The organism is Meiothermus luteus, from assembly GCF_003574085.1.
GTDB lineage: Bacteria > Deinococcota > Deinococci > Deinococcales > Thermaceae > Meiothermus > Meiothermus luteus.
The window spans coordinates 1-20,679 of the sequence record NZ_QWKZ01000032.1 but is presented as its reverse complement, the minus strand read 5'-3'; the positions used below and the strand labels follow the sequence as shown (position 1 = coordinate 20,679).

The following is a 20,679-nucleotide window of genomic DNA, read 5'->3' as shown; positions in this document are numbered from 1 at the left end:
CTCCTTCAAAAGAAATTCTTGAACATGCCCTTAATCCGCTCCCAGAGCCCGCTGGCAGCCCCCTCCGAGCCGGGCTGGGGTTTTCCTGGAGAAGGTTTTCGGGCAGGCCGCAGGCCGCGCGCGGAGGGGGTTTGCAGGGCCAGACTGGCGGCGTGTCGCACGAGGCCTACCGCGGTGGCGTGGGTAGGGGCGGCCACCACATCGGTAAGCCCCTGCACCCCTAGAGGCTTGCCCATCCGCACCGGCAAGTTGAACTGCTTGCGGGCTAGCTCCTCTAGGCCCCGCACCATGCTACCCCCTCCGGTGAGGATGACCTTGCCTACGGTAATTTCTAGAGGGCCCAAAGCCTCGTCCACGCTTTGGCGGGCTAGGTGCAGGATTTCCCTCAAGCGCGGGCGGATGATGCGGGCCAGCTCGGGGGCTTGGTAGGAGATTTGGGTGGTGCCCTCCTGGCTGACCTCCAACACCAGCTCTGGATCGGCCAGCTCCGGTAGGGCCGCGCCGTATTTTTTGGCCACCCGTTCGGCCTCTTCCACGGGGATTTGCAGCAACTTGGCGATGTCCTGAGAAACATGGTCGCCCCCCAAGGGGATTACCGCGGAGTGGGCCAGGCGCCCCTGCCGGAAGACCGCCACGTCGGTGGTGCCCCCGCCAATGTCCACCAGCATCACGGTCATGGAAAGCTCCTCGGGGGAGAGCACCGCCAGCCCTGAGGCGTAGGCCTGCAGCACCAGGCCCTCCACCTCGAGCCCGGCGTTCTCCACCGCCTTGCGCAGGTTGGTGAGGGGGCCTTTGCCCCCAGCGACTAGGTGCACGTCCACCTCTAGACGCACCCCGGCCATGCCGATGGGGTCCCGGATGCCCTCCTGGCCGTCCACCCGGAAGTCCAGGGGCAGGGCGTGGATGAGCTCGTAGTCCCCCTCAAAGGGGTAGGCCTTGGCCTGCTCAATGGCCCGCTCCACGTCTGCTGGGGTAATCTGCTGCCCACGGCGGATGGCCGCCAGGCCGTGGCTGGTCACGCTGCGCACGTGGGCCCCGGCCACGCCCACCCAGACCCGCTCGGCCTTGACCCCGGCCACCCGCTCGGCCTGAAAAATGGCCTGGCGGATGGACTCGGTGGTGCGCTCGAGGTTGGTCACCACCCCCCGCCGCAGGCCCTGGGAAGGCACGGTTCCCTCGCCGATAACATCCAGGATGCCGTCCGGCGAGAGTTCACCGATGACCGCGGTTACTTTGGTGGTTCCGACGTCCAAGCCTACCAGAATCATCGGCGAGCACTCACCCCCCAAGAATACACGTAGATGCGTCCGGCGTCAGGCGGCCTAAGAGGGTTGATGGCGGCACTTGGGCCTATTCTGCTGGCTTTGGCCCAATCTTGCAACTCCCTGACGGTCCTGCCCCATACTCTTAAATTCCCCTTCTCCACCTGGTACCCCCCCACGCCGTAACGAATCCGCTCGGCCTGGGGAAAAGTCTGCACCAGCAGCACCAGGTCGGCAAGGGGAGGCTGCCCCTGGCCCACCAGAAGCGGGGCCTGTCGAGGGGCCCCGGGTAGGAGCACCCCGTCGGCGCTCAGCCCGTAGAGCTCTGGCCCCAGTCGCAGGTTGGCGATGGATTTTCGCTCCTCCAGTACGATGCGCAGCCGCCTAATTGCTGGGCGCTCGAGCTGGGCTGTCCTGACCCAGGGGTTTTGCAGCAGGGGCTGAAGCCGGTAGGGCCAGGCCCAGAGCCAGGGTGAGCCTACCTCGAGGCCGGTCACTTGCCGAATGTAATCAGGGGAAAGCTGTTGGTTGCCCACTACCTCCACCTCCTCTACCGGCAGGACCACCTGGGAACCAGTGGCCAAGGAGGCCAGCAACAAAAGCAGGAGCAACACCCGGGTGAGGGTTGGGAGGCCGCGCCCGCCGCTCTCCCTCATGGCACCACCTCCGCTTGGGGTTCAATCTCCCCCCATATCTCCCACTCCACCTCCAGCGGCAGCACCGCCTGCACTTTTTTGATGAGGGCGTACATCTCGGCTGCGGTGGCCCCGCCCAGGTTGACGAGGAAGTTGCCGTGCTCGTGGCTGATCATAGCCCGTCCTATGGTGGTGCCCTTCAGGCCTGCGGCGTCAATCAGCCGCCCAGCCGAGTCGCCCGGGGGGTTTTTGAAGGCGCACCCTGCGCTTTTCCGCTTGGGCTGGCCCTTTCGGGCTGCGTCCACCTGGGCGATCCGCGCCTGCACCACTTCGGGGGAGGACGGCTTTAGCTCGAGCCTGACCCGGGTCACAATGCCTCCCTCGGGCAGCCGGGAGCCTCGGTAGGTAAAGCCGAGCTCGTGGGGCCGGTAGATGTGCAGGCCGCCGTCGTGGAAGATTTCCACCTCCGCGAGGGCCTCGCTCATCTCCCCAAAGCGGGTGCCCGCGTTCATCTTGACCGCCCCCCCCACCTGGGCCGGGACCCCATAGAGGCCCTCCAGCCCTGACAGCCCCAGCCGGGCCGCGGCCTGCACCAGGCTGGGCACCATCACCCCGGCCCCCACCCAGCCCGAGAGGTTGGGGTTCCAAAGGGCAAACTCCCCACCCAGCCGGATCACCCGCTCGGCTACCCCCTCGTCGGCCACCAGCAGGTTAGAGCCGTTGCCCAGCACGCGGTAGGGGGCCTCGGTGGCCCGCTTCAGGTCGTCCAGGGTCTCCACCGTCCAGACCTCAGCCTCCCCCCCCACCCCCAGGGTGGTGAGCCGGGCCATGGGCAGCCGTTCCACCCTCATACCGCCTCCTTCTCCGCCGCGAGCAGCCGCCCTAGCCTGGACACATTCCCAGCCCCAATCGTTAGGATGAGCTGGCCAGGGGCGGCGCTTTTGCGCAGGTAACCTAGGGCCTCGTCCCAGCCACAGTAGCGGGCTCTTTTCCCCCGGGCCTCTAGGTGGGCCACGATGTTTTCCGCAATTTGGGCGCTGCTGAGCTGTAGGGGGGTCTCCCCTGCGCTGTAGACGTCCAAGACCAGCGCCTCATCGGCCAGCTCCAGGGCCTGCGCGTACAGGGGCCACTCCCGTTCGCTGCGGCCATAGCGATGGGGCTGGAAGACGGCCCGTACCCGCAAGCCGGTATGGCGGGCAGCCTGCAGGAGGGCCTGAAGCTTGGTAGCGTTGTGGGCGTAGTCGTCCACGATGAGGGCGCCGTTGAGCTCCCCTAGGCGTTCAAAGCGACGGGCAGCCCCGGTGTACCGGGCCAACCCTTCCTGTACCGCCTCAAAGGGCAGCCCGGCCACCAGCGCCGCGCAGGCTGCGGCCAAGGCGTTGGCGATGTTGTGCTCGCCGGGCACCTGGAGGCGCACCTGGCCTAGGGGCCGGCCCTGCCAGACTAGGGTGAAGCGGCTGCCGAAGGCCTCCAGGACGACCTCTTGGGCGCGGCATTCGCCTTTGGTCAGGCCGAAGCGGCTTCTGGGGAGGTCCCGGGTGAGCTCCTCCAGCAGGCCCCAGCGGGGGTCCCCGCTGTGGACCACGTGCCCGGCCCGGCTGGCGAAGGCGCGCATGGCCTCCCGGAGGGCCTCAAAGGAGGTGTGGTAGTTGGGCCGGGCTTTCCCATCCGGGGAGACGTGGTCGGCTTCCAGGTTGGTAATCACCGCTATGTCTAGGCTTAGAAAGCGGAAAAGGGGGTCGGACTCATCTATCTCGGCGATGCGGTAGCGGCCTTGCCCGGCCCGGACGCTGCCGCCCAGGGGGCCGTACTCCGCGCCCAGCAGAACCGTGGGGTCGGTCTGGGCAGCTTGGAAGACGCTGTAGAGCATGGCGGTGGTGCTGGTCTTGCCGTGGGAGCCGGTTACCCCCAGGCTGAAGCCCCCCTTTAGGATTTCGGCCACCACCTGAATCCGCCGCCAGACCGGAAGGCCCAGGGCTCGAGCAGCGCTTAGCTCGGCCTCGTCCTCGGGGATGGCGGTAGAGGCCACCAGGATGTCCACCCCTTCTAGGTGGGCGGGGCTATGCCCCTGGTAGACCCGAATTCCCTCCCGCTCTAGGGCCTGGGTGAGTTCAGAGCTGTGTTGGTCACAGCCGCTTACCTGGTGGCCGTCCTTGCGCAGAAGGCGGGCCAGCCCGCTCATGCCAATTCCCCCAATCCCCATCAGATGATAGTGCCTCACACCACCTCCAGCACCGCTTGGGCCAGCCGCTGAGCGGCTCCGGCGGAAGATAACCCCTTGAGTTTAGCTCGGATTTGAGCCCGTGTGGAAGGCTCCAGAAGGGCTTCCAGCTCCCGCTCAAACTCCGTCCAGGAGGAAAGCCTTCGGGCCGCCCCGCGCTCGGCATAGAAGCCCACATTGGCCCACTGGGCCCCTCCATCCAGGTGGCGGGGCAGGGGCACCCCCAGCACCGGCACCTGGTGAAAGGCGGCCTCGGCCAGGGTCCCGGCCCCGCAGCGGGTGATGGCCAGGTCGGCTGCGCTCCAGGCCAAGGGGGCTTCCACATAGCCCCGGATGTGGTAATGGGGCCTTTCTCTGGCCTTCATCTCCGCCTCCCAACGGGGGCCGCACTGGTGCAGCACCTGCCAGTGGGAAAGGAGCGGATAGAGCCGCTCGGGGAGCTCCCGGTTGAGCTCCTGGCTTCCCTGGCTGCCCCCCAGCACCAGGAGGGTGGGGCGGTGGGGGTCCAGGCCCAGCCGGGCTCGAGCCTCTTCCGCGGAATGGGCCTCCTCCCGCACTGGGTAGCCCACCACCTGGGCCTTGGCGGCCAAAGAGGGGGGTAGGGCTAGGGGGGTGGCCAGGGCGAGCCGCCGGGCCAGCCGGGCAAGTGCCTGGTTGGCCAGCCCTAGCTTGGCGTTTTGCTCGTGAACCACCAGGGGTATTCCCCTCAAGGCCGCCACGAAAGCCGCCGGGAAGCCCGCGTACCCGCCCATGCTGAGGACCGCCTTAGGCCTCAGCTCCCTCAGGGTCTGCTGGGCAGCCTTGAGGCCCCGTAGGAGCTTTAGGGCCTCTTGGGGTTGCAGGGCCTCGCGGCTGAGCTTGCCGGCGGGGATGAGGCGGTAGGGCAGGCCGCTTTTGGGAAGAATCCGCTCCTCCAGACCGCCCAGCGCCCCCACGTAGACCACCGCCAAACCCGCCTCCAGCAGAGCCTGGGCGGCAGCCAGCCCCGGATACAGGTGGCCGCCGGTGCCGCCCCCGGTCACCACCACCAGGCCCGCCTTCACGACCGGACCTCCTTGGGGGCCTGGGCGAAGGCCTGCCGGGCGAGACCGTGCAGCAGCCCCATAGCCACCCCGGCCATGAGCATGGCGTTGCCCCCCACGCTGACCAAAGGCAGCGGGGAGCCCCCGATGGGGAGTACCCCCAGTACCGCTGCGATGTTGAGTGCGGCTTGCAGGCAGAGGTAGAGGGTTAGGCCTAGGGACAAGACGCTTAGGGAGCCCTCGAGGTGGGCTGCAATTTGCAGCCCCCGGGCCAAGATTAGCCACCAGGCCAGCAGCAGCATGCCCCCTGCCAGCCAGCCCCCGGCCCAGATGATGGAGGCCAGGATGAAGTCGTTGTGGGACTCCGGTAGGTTGGGCATCCGAGCGCCTGCGCCCTGGCCGAAAAGCCCCGCGTTGATGATAGCCTTGTGGGCTTGGGTGATCTGGTACAAAGGCCCCCGCATGAGCTCGGGACTGAGCTCGCTGACCCGACCGCTTACGTAGGTCTGCCAACCGAAAAAGCGCTCCTGGGCCTTCCCGAGCCGCTCCAGGAAGGCCCCAGAAAAGGCCAGCAGGGCCAGGCTGCCCGCGAGCATAACGGTCAGCAGCCGCCGGGTGGGCACACCGATGACAAAGAGGAGCAAGCCGGCTAGGAGGAGCAGGAACAAAGCGGTGTCCAGGTCGGGTGAGATTAGGATTAAGCCGGAGGCCAGCATGATGGCCAGCACCGGCCCAATGATGGGATAGTCGGTGGGTCTTTGGTGGAAGAAGGCGGCCAGATAAAGGGGCACCGCCAGCTTGGCCAGCTCAGAGGGCTGGAGGTTGAACCCAACCCCGGGGAGGTCAATAAAGCGCCGGTCGCTGCCTGGCCCAAACCCGATGGCCAGGTTTAACCCCAGCAGGGCCAAGGACAGCAGGAAGAAGGGCCGGGCCGCCCAAAGGGCCCAGCGGGGGTGGAGCCTCGAGACCAGCAAGGTGAGGCTCAGGGCCAGGGCCATGTTGCGGAGGTTTTCCAGGCTGTGGCGCTCCTGCGCGGCCCGCATTCCGTCTGCGGCCGCCACCCCCAGGGCGGAGAGCGCAAAGAGCAGGAGCTGGGCCAGCAGCAGGATGCTATCCACCTTGCCCTCCCAACGCATAGACCACTTCTCGGAATGTCCTAGAACGCTCCTTGTAGTCCTTGAATTGGTCAAAAGAGGCGGCCAGGGGGGCCAGGAGCACGCTGCCCTCGGTAAACCGCTCCAGGGCTTTGCGGACGGCCTGTTCTAGCGCCCGCCGCCCGTCGGCCTCGCGGACCTCCACCACTTCGGCTAGGCCCTGGAATGCCTGGGCCATGCGGGGCCCATCCCGGCCGATGGCCAGGATGAGGCCCACCTTGCGCCCCACCACTTCCCGCAGCTCCTCCACGGGAGCCCCTTTGTCCACCCCGCCCAGAACCCAGGCGATGGGGGCAGGGGCGGCCTCCAAGGCCGCCCGCACCGCCTCTAGACGGGTGGCGATGGAATCGTCTATGAAAACGACCCGCCCTATCCGGGCGAACACCTGGTAGCGGGCCTCGGGCCAGGGGGCGCTTTGGCTAAAGGGCCTGAGGTTTTCTGGGGTGGGAGGGAAGGGCCAGGGGCGCTCGGGTCCCTCCCGCATCACAATCTGGGCGTAGGCCACCGCCGCCTGTAAGGCCGCGTTGAGGTTGGTCTCGCGGGGGTTGGTGGCAGGCTCAAAGGGGTGGAGCTGGGCCGGGCTTCCCCGGACCGCCTCGCGGATGCGGGGGTCTTGGGCATTGTAGACCAGGGCGTCCTGGGGGGTCAGGTTTTGGATGAGCCTGAGTTTGGCCCCGTGGTAGGCCTCTAGGGTTCCGTGCCGGTCCAGGTGGTCTACCCCCAGCAGGAGGAGCACCGCCACCCGCGGCCGGAAGTACCGGGTGCGCTCGAGCTGGAAGCTGGAAAGCTCTGCGACCGCTACCTCGGCCTCGTCCACCACGCTCGAGAGGGGAGGGTCTATGTTGCCGCCCTCCTTGGCGCGGAAGCCCAGGGCCCTGAGAAAGTGGGCGGTGAACAGGGTGCAGCTCGTTTTTCCGGCGGTGCCGGTGATGCCGATGAGGGGGGTTGTGGAGTGCCGGTACACCAGCTCGGCCTCCCCGATGACCTCGGCCCCGCCTTCCCGCAGCGCCGCCAGCCGGGGATGGTTCAGGGGCACCCCCGGGGCGGCGATGACCTCCTGGTAATGGCCCGGTTTGGGGTCGGGCTCTAGCTCAAACCCCATGGCTTGGGCTTTTTGGGCCTCCTCGGGCTTCAGCGCGTCGTCGTAGAAGCGGGCCGGCATCCCGTGCCGCCGCAGGTAGCCCAGCACGCCCAGCCCGCTGCGCCCAAGGCCGTAGACCAGCCGCTTCATCCTCTTCCCCCCCAAAGGTGTACTGCGAGCGCGGTGGCGAGGGCGGTGACCGCCACGAAGCGGAAGACCACCTTGCTCTCGGACCAGCCCGATAGCTCAAAGTGGTGGTGGAGCGGGCTCATCTTGAGGAGGCGCTGGCCGGTGCGGCGAAAATAGGCCACTTGGACCACCACCGAGAGCACCTCCAGCACCGGGATGAGGGCGGCCAACGGCAACCACCAAAGCTTCCCCTCCAGGATGAAAAGCCCCGCCACCAAGGCCCCCAGAGCCATGCTTCCGGTGTCGCCCATGAAGACCGTGGCCCGTGGGGCGTTGTACCATAGGAAGCCCAAAAGCCCCCCTAGGGCGGCCTGGGCGGTGGGCAGCCCAAGGAAGGGCAACAGGAGGACCGCCGTCACGCTGGCCAGCAGTCCGTCTACCCCGTCGGTGAAGTTAAAAGCGTTGCAGGCGGCGATGATGACCAAGGCGATAAGGAGTACGTCCAGCGCTGGGTAGGGGGTGTACTGCACCAGCCGCGTGGCCCATAGGGCAAAGGTGAGGCTCATCAAGGCCTGCACAGCCAGTTTTTCTCGAGCCCTTAGGGGCCTCCGCAGCGAGCCAGCCAGGTCGTCGGCCAGACCCAGTAGGGCCATGCCCAGCACCAGGAGCCAGAGGCCGGCCCACCGGTCGCCCCCGGATAGGGCGTACACCAAAGCGGCGGCCAGCAAAAAAGCCACCCCCCCCATGCTGGGGGTGCCGGCCTTGTTCAGGTGGCTTTGGGGCCCCTCGAGCCGCACCTGCTTCCCGAGCCCTAGGGCCTGCATGAGGGTAATCCAAAGGCCAGTAAAGAACCAGCTTAGGACGAGGGCAGCGGCCATGGTGTTCATGGTGCCCTCCCCAAGGCTCGCTGGGAATGGAGGGCCTGTTCCAGGTTGCGCTGGAGAATGATCAGCCGGCCGGCTTGCAGGGTGTAAAGAAAGCCCCCGTCGCTTTCCAGGCCCTCAAAGTCCCCCGGGAGAAAGCCCAAGCGTAGGCCCTCTAGGCTCAGCCGGTAGAGGCCTTCTGGGTTGAGGACGTAAAGCTCGTCCAGGACCACTGCGGCTTTGACCCTGGCCGGCAGCGGAATCCGCAGGCCATCCGGCAACCGCAGCGCCTCTTGGCCGAAGGCGAATGCGTAGCGCTCGCTGGCCGACAAGAAGGTGTAGCGACCCTGGTACAGCTGCCGCCGCTCGAGGTAGACCCCCTCTTCATCCAGCCAGTAGACCCCCTCGGGGGTGCGCAGGGCGTCCTTGGCCCGGTAGGGCAGGGTGCCCAGGCCAGGGGCAAAGAGCCGATCTTCTAGACCCACCAAGGGGTTGGGTTTGGCCCGAACAAAGGTGGGCACCCCGGGCAGCGGAAGGTTTTCTCGGATGAAGCCGCCTTGGTAGATGAGGAGCTGGAAGGGGTAGGCCGCCAGCAGGGTTTCGCCGCTGCGGGCCACCGCTAGGGGAGGGGCCGGAAGGGCCAGCTCCAGACCCGCGGCCCGCACAATCCGCCCCTCCACAACGCCCCCTTCAATGAGCAGGGGTTGGGAGGGGGGTTGGGCGAGCGGCTGGGGTGCGCAGGCGGCAAGCCCCAGGAAGAGCGCCAGCGCACCCCTCCTCATACCCCCTCCTTGGGCCACAGCTCCAGCAGCCGCTCCAGCCCCACGCTGCGCGAGGCCTTTAGGTAGACCAGGTCGCCCGGACGGACGTTTTGCTTGAGGAACCGGAGGGCTTCCTCCAGGGTTTCCAGGGCCACCCCGCCCACTTCGTTGGCCTGGACTTGGGCGAAAGGGCCGATGAAGACCCGGTGAGGGCTGACCTGGGCGGCCCAGCGAGCGGCCTCGAGGTGGTAGCGCAAGGCCTCCCTTCCCAGCTCGGCCATCCGGCCCAGCACCAGCCACTTGCGGCCAGGCTGGGTTTGGAGGAACTCGAGCCCCGCTTTTAGGGAGAGGGGATTGGCGTTGTAGGCATCGTTGAGAAAGCGTACCCCCCCGAGCTCCAACCGCTGCATCCGCCCCGGGGGCAGCCTTAGCCCGGCCAGCCGCTCGGCGGCTTCCCCCAGGGGTTGGCCCAGCATCTCGGCCCCGGCCAGCGCGGCCAGGGCCCCCAGAACGACCCCCAACCCCGGATAGGGCAGCCAGATTCGCAGCCTCCCGTAGTGGAACTGGCTGGTGTCCAGGGTAAGCTCGAGGTCCCGGGCCTGGAAGTCGCCCTCGCCAATGCCATAGGTTTTTAGGCCAGGCAGCTTTAGCCCCTCCGCGGCTTGAACGCTCGCGAGCCGGAGGGGGCTCGCCCACAGGAGCCAGCTTTCCTCCCGAACGACGTTTTCTAGGCTTCCCAGCCCTTCTAGATGCTCTGCTCCCAGCGCGGTGAGCACCCCTAGATCGGGGCGGGCCAGGTAGGTGAGCTCGGCCATCTCCAGCGGCCGGTCTATCCCCAGCTCCACCACGCAGCCCGGGGCCTCCCCCAGGTGCAGGAAGAAGCGGGTTAGGCCCGGCGCGTTGTTGAGGTTGCCCTCCGGGGCGGGCCAGCCCAGGCCCTGGGCCAGGCACTCCTTGGTGGTGGTCTTGCCTGAGCTGCCTCCCACCGCGACCACCGTGCCCCTGAAGCGGTCCCGCAGGGCCCGGCCCAGCACCAGAAGGGCTCGTTCGGGCCGGCTCACCTCTACCGCGCCGGGGTGGTCCTGGTCGGTGACCACAAAGGCCGCGCCCTTGGCCAGCGCCTCTTGAGCAAAGTCCCGCCCGTGGGCCTTGTTCCCCGGAAGAGCGAAAAAGGCTACTCCAGGGCCGACCTGGCGTGAGTCCCAGTGAAGGTCGTGGGCCGGCTTTACCCCAGGGTGGACCCTGCCCCCGGTGAGCTGGGCCACCCATTCTGGCTTGAGTTCTCCGCCCATCCTTCCCTTCATGGTCTTATCTTGAGTAAAAAGCTCAAGTTGCACAAGACACTCATCAGCGTACCAGATTACCCCCGGGGGATGGGGGCGCCAATTGCGGTGGGATGCCCCACAGGGCCAGCAGTCCGGCGGCAATTTCCCGGTAGATGGGGGCCGCCACCTGGGAGCCGTGGATGCGTCCCCCCCGGGGGTGGAAAATAACCACCACCACGGTGACCCGAGGCTTTTCGGCGGGCACGAACCCGGCGAAAAGCGCGGTGTATACCTCGTTGCTGTAGCGGCCGTCCACCACCACCTGGGCGGTTCCGGTTTTCCCAGCGAGGGTGTACCCGGCCAGCCGGGCGTTTTCGGTCATCCCCTGGGCCAAGGCCCTCCGGATGTCCTGGGCTACCTCGGGCCGGAAGACCTGGGCGCTTTTCCCGGAGGTGCCCTCAAAGAGGAGCGGCTGCCGGTAGGTACCCTCGGCGGCCAGCGTGTTGTAGGCCGCCGCCAGGTGCAGCGGGGTAATCAGGAAGCCTTGGCCGAAGGTGGCGTTGGCGTACTCCGCGGGGCCCCAGCGGGCCAGCGGACGTACCAGGGGGGAGGCCACCTGCACCACCACGCCCGGGTGGGGAGGGGGCAGCAAGGCTTTGTCCATGAGGTGTAGCCGCTCGAGGTAGCGGTACAGGGTGGCCTTGGGGAGCCGTTCGGCCAGTATGGTGATGCCGACGTTGGAGGAGTACCTGAGCACCTCGGCCAGGGTGAGCGTCTCGGGGTGTTTGACCACGTCGTTGATGGTCCAGCCAGCCACCCGGCGGCTCATGGGGGCGTAGACCCGGGTGCCGAGCCGGGCCACCCCCTCCTCCAGGAGCACCGCAGCGGTGAGGGACTTTATGGTGGAGCCGGGTTCCAGGGCCTGGGTAAAGGCGTGGTTGCGCCAGGATAAGTCCTCCTGGGCGCTTTTGCGGGGTGCGGTGGGGTCAAAGGGCGGGGCGTTGGCCACCGCCAGCAGGCGGCCGGTCTGGGCCTCCATGACCAGGGCGGTCCCCCAGTCGGCGTGTGCGGACTGAGCGCCCCGCCAGAGGGCCTTTTCGGCAATGGCCTGGATTTGGGGTTGGATGGTCAGGCGCAGGCCCTGGCCCTGCGAAAGGAGCGGCTCCAGGTCCAGCTCGAGCCCAGCCAAGCCCCGCCCGCTGGCCCGCTCGCCAAACCCCAGGAGCTGGGTGGCGGAAAGCCCCAGCGGGTAGAGCCGGGACTCCTCAGGGGTGCTCAGGGCCAGTGGGGTGCCGTCGGCGGCCTCAAGCCGCCCCCGCAGGGGTGGGGTCGGGGAGGATGCGGCAGGCTGCAGTGAGAGCCCCGGGGCGTTGTGCCACAGCAGGTAAAAACCGTAGCCCAGGCTCAGCGCGAAGACCAAAAAGGCCATCAAAACCGCCCAGCCCCGGCTCAAAGCGGCGCTTTGTTGTGGTCTTTCCAGCGGCCTCACGGGGTCCTTCCTTCCTCCGCCCAGTGCCCCAGGCTCATGGGGATGTATCCCTGCGCCTCGGCCCACTCGAGCAAGGCCAAAGGCGAGGTGAGGTGGTAGCGCTCCAGGCTAAGCCGCACCTCTTTTTGCCTCAGGTCAGCTTCGCGCTTGAGAAGGGCCTGCAGGTGGGCGGACTGCTGCTGGTTGTAGTGGCCGAGGGCGGTCAGCCCGACCACCAGCGCGACGTAGACCACACCCCACCGCATTGCGCTTTTCACCCTGGGCCTCCTTTGCGCTCGGCCACCCGCATCTTGGCGCTGCGGGCGCGGGGATTCAGCCGCTTCTCCTCCTCGGAGGGGAGAATAGGTTTCTTGCTTAGGGGCACCAACACCAGTGACTTGCGCAAAAAGCGCTTGACCAGCCGGTCCTCTAGTGAGTGGAAGCTGATGACCACCAGCCGCCCCGAGGGCCCCAAGACCCGCTCGGCGGCTCCCAGGAGGGCCTCTAGGGCCCCCAGCTCGTCGTTTACGTAGATGCGTAGCGCTTGGAAGCTGCGCCGGGCGGGGTGCCCAGCGGAGCGGTAGCCGGTGGCCCGGCGAATTACCTCAGCCAGGTGGGTGGTGGTGTGGATGGGGCGGTTTTGCACGATGAAGCGGGCAATTCGGCGGGCCCGGGGCTCCTCGCCGTACTCTTGCAGGATGCGGGCGATCTCCTCCTCGCTGTAGGTGTTCACCACCTGCCCTGCGGTGCGCCCGCCTTGGCCCATCCGCATATCCAGGGGGCCTTCTTTTTGGTAGCTGAAGCCCCGGCTGGGATCGTCTAGGTGGAAGCTGGAAACCCCCAGGTCGGCTAGAATCCCGTCTACCTGGTGAATTCCCAGCCTGCCTAGCTCGCTTTCCAAGTGACGGAAGTTGGCCTCCACCAGGGTCAGGTTGGGAAGGTCCAGGGCCCGGGCTCGAGCGATGGCCTGAGGGTCCTGGTCAAAGGCCACCACCCGCCCTCCTTGGGCCAGGATGCCCCGGGTGTGCCCGGCCCCTCCCAAGGTGGCGTCCACATACAGCCCCCCGGGCCGGACGCCGAGCCAGTCAAGGGCTTCTTGGTAGAGCACCGGGGTGTGCTGCATGGGCTCTCCTTGGGATGGGGTGGGCGCAAGCATGGGCTATCCAATCAAGCCGCGCAGGGCCTCGGGAGTGGTGGGGTTCTCCAGGAACTTGTTGATGCTCTCCCACCAGCGCTGCTCGCTCCAAAGCTCTAAGCGGGTGGGGGCCCCCACCACCACCGCCTCTCCGGAATCCTCGAGCCCGGCGAACTTGCGTAGGGTGGGGGGGATGGTGATGCGGGAGGCGTTGTCCATCTGGGTCTTGTGGGCCCCGGAGTACAAGAAGCGCACCAAAAGCTGGGCTGGCCGGTCAATGAGGGGAACGTTTTGGAGCTGCCGCTCAATGTTGCTCCAGGTGTGCAAGGGGTAGAGGTACAAGCAGCCCTCCAGCCCTCGGGTGATGACCACCCCATCCTCAATGAACGAGCGGAAGGGAGGAGGGATAACCACCCGGCCCTTTTCATCAAGGCTATACTGGTACTCACCGAAAGGCATCCCGCTGGCTCCTCACCTAGTCCTTGGCGCCCCAACAGGTGGTTCCCACTCGAGGTGCCGCTCTGTAAGGGTAATGTACCACGTTTTTACCACTTTTTACCACAAAACCCCACTTACTTCCCACTTTTTCCCACCTACGGGGCTTGAAATGGGTCGGTTTCCCACCTGGCCCGACTTCGGCCGGATGGGCCTTTCCCATCGGAAAATTGCGCTGGATGGGAGCGGTGGCTCTTTACGTAAAAAGCCAAACAAGCGGCTGCATTTATGTTTATAAAGGCATCTTAATCGTTGGGGCCACGGCGAGAGGAAAGCCCACCCTAGGGGTGGGCTTCCGCTGTGGGAAGAGGCGTAAGCCGGGTTCTGTTTCCACGGTCATCTCTCTGGGATGGCTGTCGCCAACCACCTCTAGCGTCCCTACCAGCGGTGCTACCGGGTCGGGCCAACCCTCCCTGCTGGGCTTACGGGACTTGCACCGGATGGGGTTTGCCGAGCTCCCCCTGTTGCCAGAGGGACTGGTGCGCTCTTACCGCACCGTTTCACCCTTACCGGATGCGCCACGGGGCGCACCTGGCGGTTTGCTTTCTGTTGCACTTTCCGTCGGGTTACCCCGCCCAGCCGTTAGCTGGCATCCTGCCCTGTGGTGCCCGGACTTTCCTCAGGCATGGCCGCCCGCGACCGTGCCCTCTTCCCACGGTTCCATTTTAGCACCCCCGCCTATCCCTTCGTCAGGCGCTCCACCACCCGCCGCACCCGCTCTCCTGGGGCGGCAGGTCCCAGCGCTTTGGTGGCCAGCCCCACCGCAGCCATAGGGGACTTGAGCTGGGAGAAATCCACGTTGGCCCGAATCCAAGCCTCAATCTCCTCCTCGCTCATCTCCTTGGGTAGGTAGCGGTCTAGAAAGGCCAGCTCAAAGGTGTTCTGGTTTTCCTCAGCGGTCACTCGGAGGGCTTTTAGAATTTTCACCGCCTCGGCGTCGGGCAGGGGACGGCCGTCGCCTTTACGGTCAAATTCGGCCTTGACCACTCGAGCATAGTCGCGGCTTTGCGCATCGCCCCGCTTCATGGCCTCAACGATTTCCCTCTTGATGGCCTCATAGATCGCGGTGCTCATAGCCCTAGTTTAGCGCCTTTGGCCTTATGATGGACCGGGTATGCGTGCGCTTTTGTCCGTCTCGGATAAGACCGGGCTGGAGGAGTTCGCCCAGGGGTTGGTGGAGCTGGGGTTTGAGCTCATCTCTACCGGGGGCACCCAGAAGGCGCTGGAGGCGGCCGGGCTGCCGGTGACCCACGTGTCGCAGGTTACCGGTTTTCCGGAGATTCTGGGGGGGCGGGTCAAGACCCTCCACCCCCGCATTCACGCTGGGCTCCTGGCCGCAAAGGACCCGGCCCATGAAGCCGAGCTGAGGGCCCACGGCCTGTTCCGGATAGACCTGCTTTGCGTGAACCTCTACCCCTTCCAGAAGGCGGTGGCCCGGGGCGCTTCCTTTGAGGAGTGCCTTGAGAACATTGATATTGGGGGCCCGACCATGCTCCGGGCGGCGGCCAAGAACCACGAGGCGGTGCTGCCGGTGTGCGACCCTGGCGACTACCAGGCGGTGCTCCGGGCCCTGCGCACAGGGGTGAGCAGCGAGTTCCGCCGCAGGCTCGCCTACAAAGCCTTCGCCCACACCGCGGCCTACGATGCGGCAATCGCCGATTTTTTGGCCTTGGAGAAGTTCCCCCCCACCAAGCTGCTGGCTTTGGAGCGGGTGCCGGGGGTGGAGCTGCGCTACGGGGAGAACCCCCACCAGGAGGCCGCGCTCTACGCCCAGGTGGGGCAGCGGGGGCCGGTTTTGAACGCCCGGGTATGCTCAGGAAAGCCCATGGGCTTCAACAACTACGCCGACGCCGAGGCAGCTTGGGCGCTGGTGCAGGAGTTTGAGCAGCCGGCCTGCGTGATCGTGAAGCACGCCAACCCCTGCGGGGTAGCCCTGGCCGACGACCCCCAGGCCGCCTGGGAGCGGGCCCGGGATACCGACAGCCTCTCGGCCTTCGGCGGGGTGGTGGCCTTCAACCGCCCGGTGGACCTGGGGACTGCCCAGGCCACCCGGGGGACGTTTTTGGAGGTGCTGGTGGCCCCGGCGGTGGACCCCGAGGCGCTGGCGTGGTTTCGCCAAAAGAAGCCCGACCTGAGGGTGCTGGAGGCTGGTCCGGGGGACTTTGAGCCCCAAGAATACCGGCCGCTGATGGGTGGTTTTCTGGCCCAGGATCGCGATGGGCGACGTTGGGAAGAGCTCGAGCTCACCTACGTCACCGAGCGCATCCCCACCCCCCAGGAGCTACTGGACCTGAAGTTCGCTTGGTACGTGGTCAAGCACGCCCGCTCCAACAGCGTGGTGCTGGCCCGGGAAGGGGTCACGGTGGGGGTTGGCACGGGGGCGGTGAGCCGCATCTGGGCCGCTGAACGGGCCTTGCAGAACGCGGGGGATAGGGCCAAAGGCGCGGTGCTGGCCTCGGAGGCTTTTTTCCCCTTTGACGATGTGGTGCGGGCGGCTGCGGCGGCGGGGGTCAGCGCCATTGTTCAGCCGGGAGGGGCCAAGCGGGACGAGGAGGTCATCCGGGCCTGCAATGAACTGGGTATGGCCATGGTCTTCACCGGCTCCCGCCACTTCAGGCACTAGGGGAGGGGGTTTTTGACTGGCTTTTGAAGACCAGGCCCACCCCCACGAGCACCAACGCAGAGCCGGCCAGCGTCCACAGGCCGACGGGCTCTTTGAGGAGGAGCCAGCCCAGCAGCAGGGCGATGACTGGGTTAACGTAGGCGTAGGTGGTGACCAGGCTCAGGGGCAAAAGCCGCACCGCCAGGATGTAGGAGGTGTAGGCCACCAGCGAGCCGAACACGATAAGGTAGAGGTTGGCGGCCCAGCCGATGGGGTTGGGGGCTCCCCAGTCTTCCCCGAGGGTCCAGGAGAGCAAGAGGAAGCCCAGACCGGCGAAGAGCTGCTGGTAGCCCGAGACCACCTCCGGGCGCAGATGGGGGCTTTTGCGCTGGGTGTAGAGGGTGCCGCTGGCCCACATCAGGGGGGAGAGGATGAGGAGTAAAAAGGCCAGCAGGTGGTCGGGGGCGCCTTCGCTGAGCTGGGGGGCGTTGAGGAGGCCTATCCCCGCTAGGCCCACCGAGAGCCCGGCCACCAGAAGCCTTGGGGGCCGCCGCCGCTCGAGCAAACCCTCCAGGAGGGCCGCCCAGATGGGGGTGGTAGCGATCATGAGGGCCACATAGCCCGAGGGCACGTACTGCGTGGCTACCAGGATTAGGCCGTTGCCCCCTAGCCAGAGCATGGCCCCCGAGAGGGCCAGCCGGCCCGCCTCAGCCCCGCCTAGGCGTATTTCAAAGCCCTGCCACCGGGCGTACAGCAGGAGGAGTAAGGCGGCAGGGATAAACCGGGTGGCGCCCATCCAGAACGGAGCGAACCCGTTGCTGACCCCTACCTTGAAGGCCAGGTAGGTGCTGCTCCAGACCAGATAGACCACCCAAAGGTGCAGAAGGCCTAGACGAGAGAGGGATTTCCCTTTCAAAACAGGGTTCCTTGGCTGACTGCCTTTATCTCTACGCCTTGCTTGGGGCCCAGCTCGTCAAGGGTTTTCTTGACGAGCTGGATGTCCAGCCAGGTGAGGTGCTTTGGGCTTCCAGGGGCGCGGGAAGGGTTGCGCAGCAGGTAGGCCGGGTGGAACATGGGGAGGATTTTGATGCCTTGCCACTCAAAGAACTTGCCCCGCACCTTGGTGATGGAAAGCTTTTCTCCGGCAAAAAACTCCAGCGCGGTGGCCCCCAGGGGGATGATGATCTGGGGCCGGACGAGCTGGATTTGCCGGATGAGCCAGAGCGAGGTACAGGTCTTGGCCTCTATGGGCTCGGGGACGCGGTTTTGCGGCGGGCGGCATTTGACGATGTTGGCGATGTAGACGCTTCGGCGGGGAATGCCGGCGGCCTCTAGGATTTTGTCTAAGAGCTGGCCGCTGCGCCCCACGAAGGGCCTGCCCTGCAGGTCCTCCTCCTCTCCGGGGCCTTCCCCCACGATCATCAGCCTGGCGTCGGGGTTGCCCTCGCCGAAGACCACATGGGTGCGGTTTTTGGCCAGGCCGCAGGCGGTACAGGCTTGGGCTTGGGCGGCAAGAAGCTCGAGGGTCATGGGTGAACTGAAGGACACCCCCAGCCCAGGGGTGACGGGGTTTACTCAATGGGTTTACGGGCCTTCCGGGCCTCGCGGCGAATTTTGGGGTCCAGGCCAATCATCAAGAAGAAGTTTTCCAGGGCGTTCTCCTGGCCCTTGATGACTGGGTGGGCGTCCTCAGCGGTACCGGTGACGAAGGGGAGCTGTTGGTACATCTCCAAGGCCCGGCTGACCACTGCATCGGGGCCCTCGTTCTCGGCCACTTCAGCCAGCTTGGCGTAGACCTCGCGCCGGGCCTCGGCGTGCAGACGGAAGACCTCCGGGTTGGGCGTCTCCGGGGCCCGAAGAACGTCCTGCTTGGCAATTCGCCGGTAGTGCTTCAAACCACGCACGATTTCTTCGGTGGAGAGCGTCACCTTGTACTCCATCCTGGCTCCTTTCAACGCAGCACCCCTCCAGGGACGGCCGTTTTTTACCCCGTGATTATAGGAGTCCGCGAAAAGGGGTGTCAACGCAAGGGGGGGCATTTAGGGCAGGGGCTCGAGGTAGACCACCGCCCGGCACTGGACGTGGTGGGGGGCCAGCCCTTCGGAAGTTTTAAAGGTCAGGCCCACCCGCTCCTCGGGAAGCTCCAACAGCCGGGCCAGGTTTTTCTGGATGCTCCCTCGGTAGGGCCCCAGCTTGGGCCCATCAAGCACCACCACCGCACTGATCTGGGCCGGGCGGTAGCCCTTCTCGCGCACCTTTTGCAGGACCAAATCCAAAATCACCTGGCTTTCCAAGCCCTTCCAACGGGGGTCGTGGTCGGGGAAGTAGGTGCCGATGTCCCCTAAGCCGAAGGCCGAGAGCAGGGCGTCTGAGAGGGCGTGCAGGATGACATCGCCGTCTGAGTGGGCCACCGCGCCCCACTCGCTTGGGATGCGCACGCCGCCCAGCCACAGCTCGAGCCCCTCCCCCAGCCGGTGCGCGTCCTCGCCGTAACCGAAACGTGTGGAAGGGAAGGGGAAAGACTCTGCCACCCCCTTATCCTAAATCCTCGAGCGAACCCTTGACCCTGGGTCCGGGGCTTCCGAGAATAGCCCCATGGCGATTTACATGGTTTACGAGGACGCCTTGGCCCTGATGCAGCGGTTTACCCAGTCGGAGGGCCTGCGCAGGCACATGCTGGGGGTGGAGGCGGCCATGCGGGCCTATGCCCGTAAATTCGGAGAGCCCGAAGAGAAGTGGGCGATTGCGGGGGTTTTGCACGATTTCGACTACGAGAAGTACCCCGAGACCCACCCGTTTAAGGGGGTGGAGATGCTGCGGGAGATGGGCTACCCTGAGGATGTCCTCGAGGCCATCCTGGGCCACGCCGACGTACCCGAGCATCCCCGCAAAACCCTCATGGCCAAGGCTTTGTTCGCGGTGGATGAGCTGGTGGGCCTGATTACCGCAGCGGTCTATGTGCGGCCCGACCGGAGCATCCGCAGCCTGGAGCTCAGCAGCCTCAAGAAGAAGTTCAAGGACAAGGCCTTTGCCGCCCGGGTGGACCGGGAGGGCATCGTTCGGGGGGCGGCTGAGCTAGGGGTTGACCTGGACGAACACATGGCTTTTGTGCTAGAGGCTCTAAAAACCGATGCGGAGCGGATTGGGCTGGCCTGAGAACGCTCTGAGGAGGCTTCTAATCTTTTTACTTGGTGTAAATTGTTCCAGAGGTCAGTCATGTTCCAACCCGACTTGCTCAAGGACAAGGTGATTTTGGTCACAGGTGGCGGAACCGGTCTTGGGCGCGCGATGAGCACCCGCTTTTTGGAGCTAGGGGCCAAGGTGGCCATTGCCAGCCGCCGCGTGGAGGTCATCGCCCAGGCCGCTCAGGAGATGGCGGAGCAGACCGGGGGCCAGGTCTTCGCCACGCCGGTGGACGTGCGCGACCCGGAAGGGGTAAAGGGCATGGTGGACGCGGTGGAGGCCCATTTTGGGCGGGTTGATGTGCTGGTCAACAATGCCGCGGGCAACTTTATCTCCCCCACCGAGCGGCTTTCCCATCGCGCTTTTGACGCCGTGCTCAACATTGTTCTGCACGGGACGGTCTACTGCACCCTCGAGGTGGGCAAGCGCTGGATTGCCCGGGGGCAGAAGGGGGTGATGCTCAACATCGCTACCACCTACGCCCTGAGCGGCTCGGGGTACGTAGTCCCCTCGGCCACCGCCAAGGCCGGCGTGGTGGCCCTTACCAAGTCCTTGGCGGCCGAGTGGGGCAAGTACGGCATCCGCCTGAACGCCATCGCCCCGGGCCCCTTTCCCACCGAAGGGGCCTGGAGCCGCCTGATGCCCACCCCAGAGATTGCCCGCCTGTTTGAGAAGCGGATTCCCTTGGGAAGGGTGGGGGAGCACACTGAGCTGGCCAATCTGGCCGCCTACCTGGTCTCCGACTACGCGGGGTTTATTACCGGGGATGTGGTCCTCATTGACGGGGGGGAGACGGTCTGGGGGGCCGGAGAGTTCAACGTTCTGGACGCGGTGACCAAGGAGCAGTGGGACGCCCTCGAGGCCCTTCGCAAAAAGGGCTAGGCGGCTCCCCTTGGCGTGGCACAATAGGGGTGTGGAAGTCATCCAACCCTACATCGGCCAGCTCACCTTCGGGGGGCTGGCTGGGTTCGCCGTGGGCTATGCCATCAAGGCCGTTGGGCGCTGGGTGGCCATTGGGCTGGGCCTGATTTTCGTGGTGGTGCAAGTGCTGGCCTCCATGGGCTACATCAACGTGGACTGGACCCGTATCCAGCGCGATGTGGAGCCCCTCTTGCAGCAGGAGCAGCTTAGGGGGGCCTGGGACGCTTTGGTGCGGGTGCTCACCACCAACCTGCCCTTTGGGGGGGCTTTTGTGGCAGGGCTTTTGCTGGGGCTGCGGCGGGGGTAGCTCAGGCGTACTTTGTCCGCAGAAGCTGGGCTTGGCCGGCCAGCTCGGCCAGCCTGTCCAAGGCCACCCCCACCTCGTGGCCCCTTGCTTCCAGGTAGGGGAGAACCCGCTCGGTGGCCAGGTTGCCCACCCGCTCATCTCCGGCGAAGGGGCACCCCCCGATGCCCCCCAGGGC

General features: G+C 66.2%; 23 protein-coding genes, 1 other RNA gene and 1 pseudogene. 4 read left to right on the top strand and 21 right to left on the bottom strand.

What is annotated here, in order from left to right; translation table 11 throughout:
- Positions 1 to 5 precede the first annotated feature (5 nt).
- The 16 genes from ftsA to Mlute_RS06400 form a co-directional block, all read right to left on the bottom strand.
- Positions 6 to 1,268: a cell division protein FtsA gene (gene ftsA / locus Mlute_RS06475; protein WP_119359921.1), complete on the bottom strand. Its 1,263-nt coding sequence runs from the start codon at positions 1,266 to 1,268 to the stop codon at positions 6 to 8.
- Complete coding sequence (locus tag Mlute_RS06470; protein WP_119359920.1) at positions 1,265 to 1,918, bottom strand: cell division protein FtsQ/DivIB; 654 nt, start codon at positions 1,916 to 1,918, stop codon at positions 1,265 to 1,267. Before Mlute_RS06470 ends, ftsA begins: the two co-directional genes overlap by 4 nt.
- On the bottom strand, positions 1,915 to 2,748 hold the full coding sequence (locus tag Mlute_RS06465) for a UDP-N-acetylmuramate dehydrogenase (protein WP_119359919.1): 834 nt from the start codon (positions 2,746 to 2,748) through the stop codon (positions 1,915 to 1,917). The genes Mlute_RS06470 and Mlute_RS06465 overlap by 4 nt, the downstream gene beginning before the upstream one ends.
- Positions 2,745 to 4,118: a UDP-N-acetylmuramate--L-alanine ligase gene (gene murC, locus Mlute_RS06460; RefSeq protein WP_119359918.1), complete on the bottom strand. Its 1,374-nt coding sequence runs from the start codon at positions 4,116 to 4,118 to the stop codon at positions 2,745 to 2,747. Before murC ends, Mlute_RS06465 begins: the two co-directional genes overlap by 4 nt.
- Positions 4,115 to 5,149, bottom strand: coding sequence for a UDP-N-acetylglucosamine--N-acetylmuramyl-(pentapeptide) pyrophosphoryl-undecaprenol N-acetylglucosamine transferase (locus Mlute_RS06455; protein ID WP_119359931.1), 1,035 nt, complete (start codon positions 5,147 to 5,149; stop codon positions 4,115 to 4,117). The genes murC and Mlute_RS06455 overlap by 4 nt, the downstream gene beginning before the upstream one ends.
- Positions 5,150 to 5,157: 8 nt before the next feature.
- Complete coding sequence (locus tag Mlute_RS06450; RefSeq protein ID WP_119359932.1) at positions 5,158 to 6,258, bottom strand: FtsW/RodA/SpoVE family cell cycle protein; 1,101 nt, start codon at positions 6,256 to 6,258, stop codon at positions 5,158 to 5,160.
- Positions 6,251 to 7,525, bottom strand: coding sequence for a Mur ligase family protein (locus Mlute_RS06445; protein WP_119359917.1), 1,275 nt, complete (start codon positions 7,523 to 7,525; stop codon positions 6,251 to 6,253). The genes Mlute_RS06450 and Mlute_RS06445 overlap by 8 nt, the downstream gene beginning before the upstream one ends.
- A complete protein-coding gene (locus Mlute_RS06440) occupies positions 7,522 to 8,382 on the bottom strand; it encodes a phospho-N-acetylmuramoyl-pentapeptide-transferase (RefSeq protein WP_182482491.1) in 861 nt (286 codons plus the stop codon). Before Mlute_RS06440 ends, Mlute_RS06445 begins: the two co-directional genes overlap by 4 nt.
- Before the next feature lie 5 nt (positions 8,383 to 8,387).
- A complete protein-coding gene (locus tag Mlute_RS06435) occupies positions 8,388 to 9,149 on the bottom strand; it encodes a hypothetical protein (protein ID WP_119359915.1) in 762 nt (253 codons plus the stop codon).
- On the bottom strand, positions 9,146 to 10,432 hold the full coding sequence (locus Mlute_RS06430; RefSeq protein WP_119359914.1) for a UDP-N-acetylmuramoyl-tripeptide--D-alanyl-D-alanine ligase: 1,287 nt from the start codon (positions 10,430 to 10,432) through the stop codon (positions 9,146 to 9,148). Before Mlute_RS06430 ends, Mlute_RS06435 begins: the two co-directional genes overlap by 4 nt.
- Before the next feature lie 43 nt (positions 10,433 to 10,475).
- Positions 10,476 to 11,822: a peptidoglycan D,D-transpeptidase FtsI family protein gene (locus Mlute_RS06425; RefSeq protein WP_119359930.1), complete on the bottom strand. Its 1,347-nt coding sequence runs from the start codon at positions 11,820 to 11,822 to the stop codon at positions 10,476 to 10,478.
- A gap of 56 nt (positions 11,823 to 11,878) precedes the next feature.
- On the bottom strand, positions 11,879 to 12,139 hold the full coding sequence (locus Mlute_RS06420; RefSeq protein WP_119359913.1) for a hypothetical protein: 261 nt from the start codon (positions 12,137 to 12,139) through the stop codon (positions 11,879 to 11,881).
- Complete coding sequence (gene rsmH, locus Mlute_RS06415; RefSeq protein WP_119359912.1) at positions 12,136 to 12,984, bottom strand: 16S rRNA (cytosine(1402)-N(4))-methyltransferase RsmH; 849 nt, start codon at positions 12,982 to 12,984, stop codon at positions 12,136 to 12,138. Before rsmH ends, Mlute_RS06420 begins: the two co-directional genes overlap by 4 nt.
- A 36-nt stretch (positions 12,985 to 13,020) precedes the next feature.
- Positions 13,021 to 13,455: a division/cell wall cluster transcriptional repressor MraZ gene (mraZ, locus tag Mlute_RS06410; protein ID WP_119359911.1), complete on the bottom strand. Its 435-nt coding sequence runs from the start codon at positions 13,453 to 13,455 to the stop codon at positions 13,021 to 13,023.
- A 333-nt stretch (positions 13,456 to 13,788) separates the two neighbouring features.
- An RNA gene (rnpB, locus tag Mlute_RS06405) (RNase P RNA component class A) lies at positions 13,789 to 14,146 on the bottom strand.
- Between the two features lie 23 nt (positions 14,147 to 14,169).
- Complete coding sequence (locus Mlute_RS06400; RefSeq protein ID WP_119359910.1) at positions 14,170 to 14,565, bottom strand: GatB/YqeY domain-containing protein; 396 nt, start codon at positions 14,563 to 14,565, stop codon at positions 14,170 to 14,172.
- Between the two features lie 40 nt (positions 14,566 to 14,605).
- Here Mlute_RS06400 and purH point away from each other — a divergent pair, with 40 nt between their 5' ends.
- Positions 14,606 to 16,114 carry a bifunctional phosphoribosylaminoimidazolecarboxamide formyltransferase/IMP cyclohydrolase gene (purH, locus tag Mlute_RS06395; RefSeq protein WP_119359909.1) on the top strand — a complete coding sequence of 503 codons (1,509 nt, stop codon included), beginning with the start codon at positions 14,606 to 14,608 and terminating at the stop codon, positions 16,112 to 16,114.
- On the opposite strand, the gene Mlute_RS06390 is transcribed toward purH, so the two are convergent.
- The 4 genes from Mlute_RS06390 to ispF form a co-directional block, all read right to left on the bottom strand.
- The gene (locus Mlute_RS06390; protein ID WP_119359908.1) at positions 16,104 to 17,009 is read right to left on the bottom strand and encodes an EamA family transporter; all 906 of its coding nucleotides are present in this window, start codon (positions 17,007 to 17,009) and stop codon (positions 16,104 to 16,106) included. The genes purH and Mlute_RS06390 overlap by 11 nt on opposite strands.
- Positions 17,006 to 17,623 carry a uracil-DNA glycosylase gene (locus Mlute_RS06385; protein WP_119359907.1) on the bottom strand — a complete coding sequence of 206 codons (618 nt, stop codon included), beginning with the start codon at positions 17,621 to 17,623 and terminating at the stop codon, positions 17,006 to 17,008. The genes Mlute_RS06390 and Mlute_RS06385 overlap by 4 nt, the downstream gene beginning before the upstream one ends.
- Before the next feature lie 41 nt (positions 17,624 to 17,664).
- The gene (locus Mlute_RS06380; RefSeq protein ID WP_119359906.1) at positions 17,665 to 18,033 is read right to left on the bottom strand and encodes a hypothetical protein; all 369 of its coding nucleotides are present in this window, start codon (positions 18,031 to 18,033) and stop codon (positions 17,665 to 17,667) included.
- Between the two features lie 99 nt (positions 18,034 to 18,132).
- Entirely contained in the window at positions 18,133 to 18,624 is a 492-nt protein-coding gene (ispF, locus tag Mlute_RS06375; protein ID WP_119359905.1) for a 2-C-methyl-D-erythritol 2,4-cyclodiphosphate synthase, read from the bottom strand.
- Between the two features lie 64 nt (positions 18,625 to 18,688).
- Between ispF and Mlute_RS06370 the strand changes: the two genes are divergently transcribed.
- From Mlute_RS06370 to Mlute_RS06360, 3 genes are read left to right on the top strand one after another with little or no spacing between them, the layout of a single operon-like run.
- Complete coding sequence (locus Mlute_RS06370; RefSeq protein ID WP_119359904.1) at positions 18,689 to 19,249, top strand: HD domain-containing protein; 561 nt, start codon at positions 18,689 to 18,691, stop codon at positions 19,247 to 19,249.
- 60 nt (positions 19,250 to 19,309) lie between these two features.
- Positions 19,310 to 20,158, top strand: coding sequence for an SDR family oxidoreductase (locus Mlute_RS06365; protein ID WP_119359903.1), 849 nt, complete (start codon positions 19,310 to 19,312; stop codon positions 20,156 to 20,158).
- Between the two features lie 31 nt (positions 20,159 to 20,189).
- Positions 20,190 to 20,504: an FUN14 domain-containing protein gene (locus Mlute_RS06360; RefSeq protein ID WP_119359902.1), complete on the top strand. Its 315-nt coding sequence runs from the start codon at positions 20,190 to 20,192 to the stop codon at positions 20,502 to 20,504.
- 1 nt (position 20,505) lies between these two features.
- On the opposite strand, the pseudogene Mlute_RS16005 reads toward Mlute_RS06360, so the two are convergent.
- Positions 20,506 to 20,679: pseudogene (locus Mlute_RS16005) on the bottom strand (hydroxymethylglutaryl-CoA lyase); the annotation flags it as partial.

Bases quoted from the DNA above. Each gene is read 5' to 3' on its own strand.
- ftsA (WP_119359921.1), bottom strand. From the start codon at position 1,268: ATGATTCTGGTAGGCTTGGACGTCGGAACCACCAAAGTAACCGCGGTC.
- Mlute_RS06470 (WP_119359920.1), bottom strand. From the start codon at position 1,918: ATGAGGGAGAGCGGCGGGCGCGGCCTCCCAACCCTCACCCGGGTGTTG.
- Mlute_RS06400 (WP_119359910.1), bottom strand. From the start codon at position 14,565: ATGAGCACCGCGATCTATGAGGCCATCAAGAGGGAAATCGTTGAGGCC.
- Mlute_RS06430 (WP_119359914.1), bottom strand. From the start codon at position 10,432: ATGAAGGGAAGGATGGGCGGAGAACTCAAGCCAGAATGGGTGGCCCAG.
- purH (WP_119359909.1), top strand. From the start codon at position 14,606: ATGCGTGCGCTTTTGTCCGTCTCGGATAAGACCGGGCTGGAGGAGTTC.
- Mlute_RS06385 (WP_119359907.1), bottom strand. From the start codon at position 17,623: ATGACCCTCGAGCTTCTTGCCGCCCAAGCCCAAGCCTGTACCGCCTGC.
- Mlute_RS06425 (WP_119359930.1), bottom strand. From the start codon at position 11,822: ATGGCCTTTTTGGTCTTCGCGCTGAGCCTGGGCTACGGTTTTTACCTG.
- mraZ (WP_119359911.1), bottom strand. From the start codon at position 13,455: ATGCCTTTCGGTGAGTACCAGTATAGCCTTGATGAAAAGGGCCGGGTG.
- Mlute_RS06465 (WP_119359919.1), bottom strand. From the start codon at position 2,748: ATGAGGGTGGAACGGCTGCCCATGGCCCGGCTCACCACCCTGGGGGTG.
- Mlute_RS06370 (WP_119359904.1), top strand. From the start codon at position 18,689: ATGGCGATTTACATGGTTTACGAGGACGCCTTGGCCCTGATGCAGCGG.
- Mlute_RS06440 (WP_182482491.1), bottom strand. From the start codon at position 8,382: ATGGCCGCTGCCCTCGTCCTAAGCTGGTTCTTTACTGGCCTTTGGATT.
- Mlute_RS06435 (WP_119359915.1), bottom strand. From the start codon at position 9,149: ATGAGGAGGGGTGCGCTGGCGCTCTTCCTGGGGCTTGCCGCCTGCGCA.
- Mlute_RS06380 (WP_119359906.1), bottom strand. From the start codon at position 18,033: ATGGAGTACAAGGTGACGCTCTCCACCGAAGAAATCGTGCGTGGTTTG.
- Mlute_RS06365 (WP_119359903.1), top strand. From the start codon at position 19,310: ATGTTCCAACCCGACTTGCTCAAGGACAAGGTGATTTTGGTCACAGGT.
- rsmH (WP_119359912.1), bottom strand. From the start codon at position 12,984: ATGCAGCACACCCCGGTGCTCTACCAAGAAGCCCTTGACTGGCTCGGC.
- Mlute_RS06445 (WP_119359917.1), bottom strand. From the start codon at position 7,525: ATGAAGCGGCTGGTCTACGGCCTTGGGCGCAGCGGGCTGGGCGTGCTG.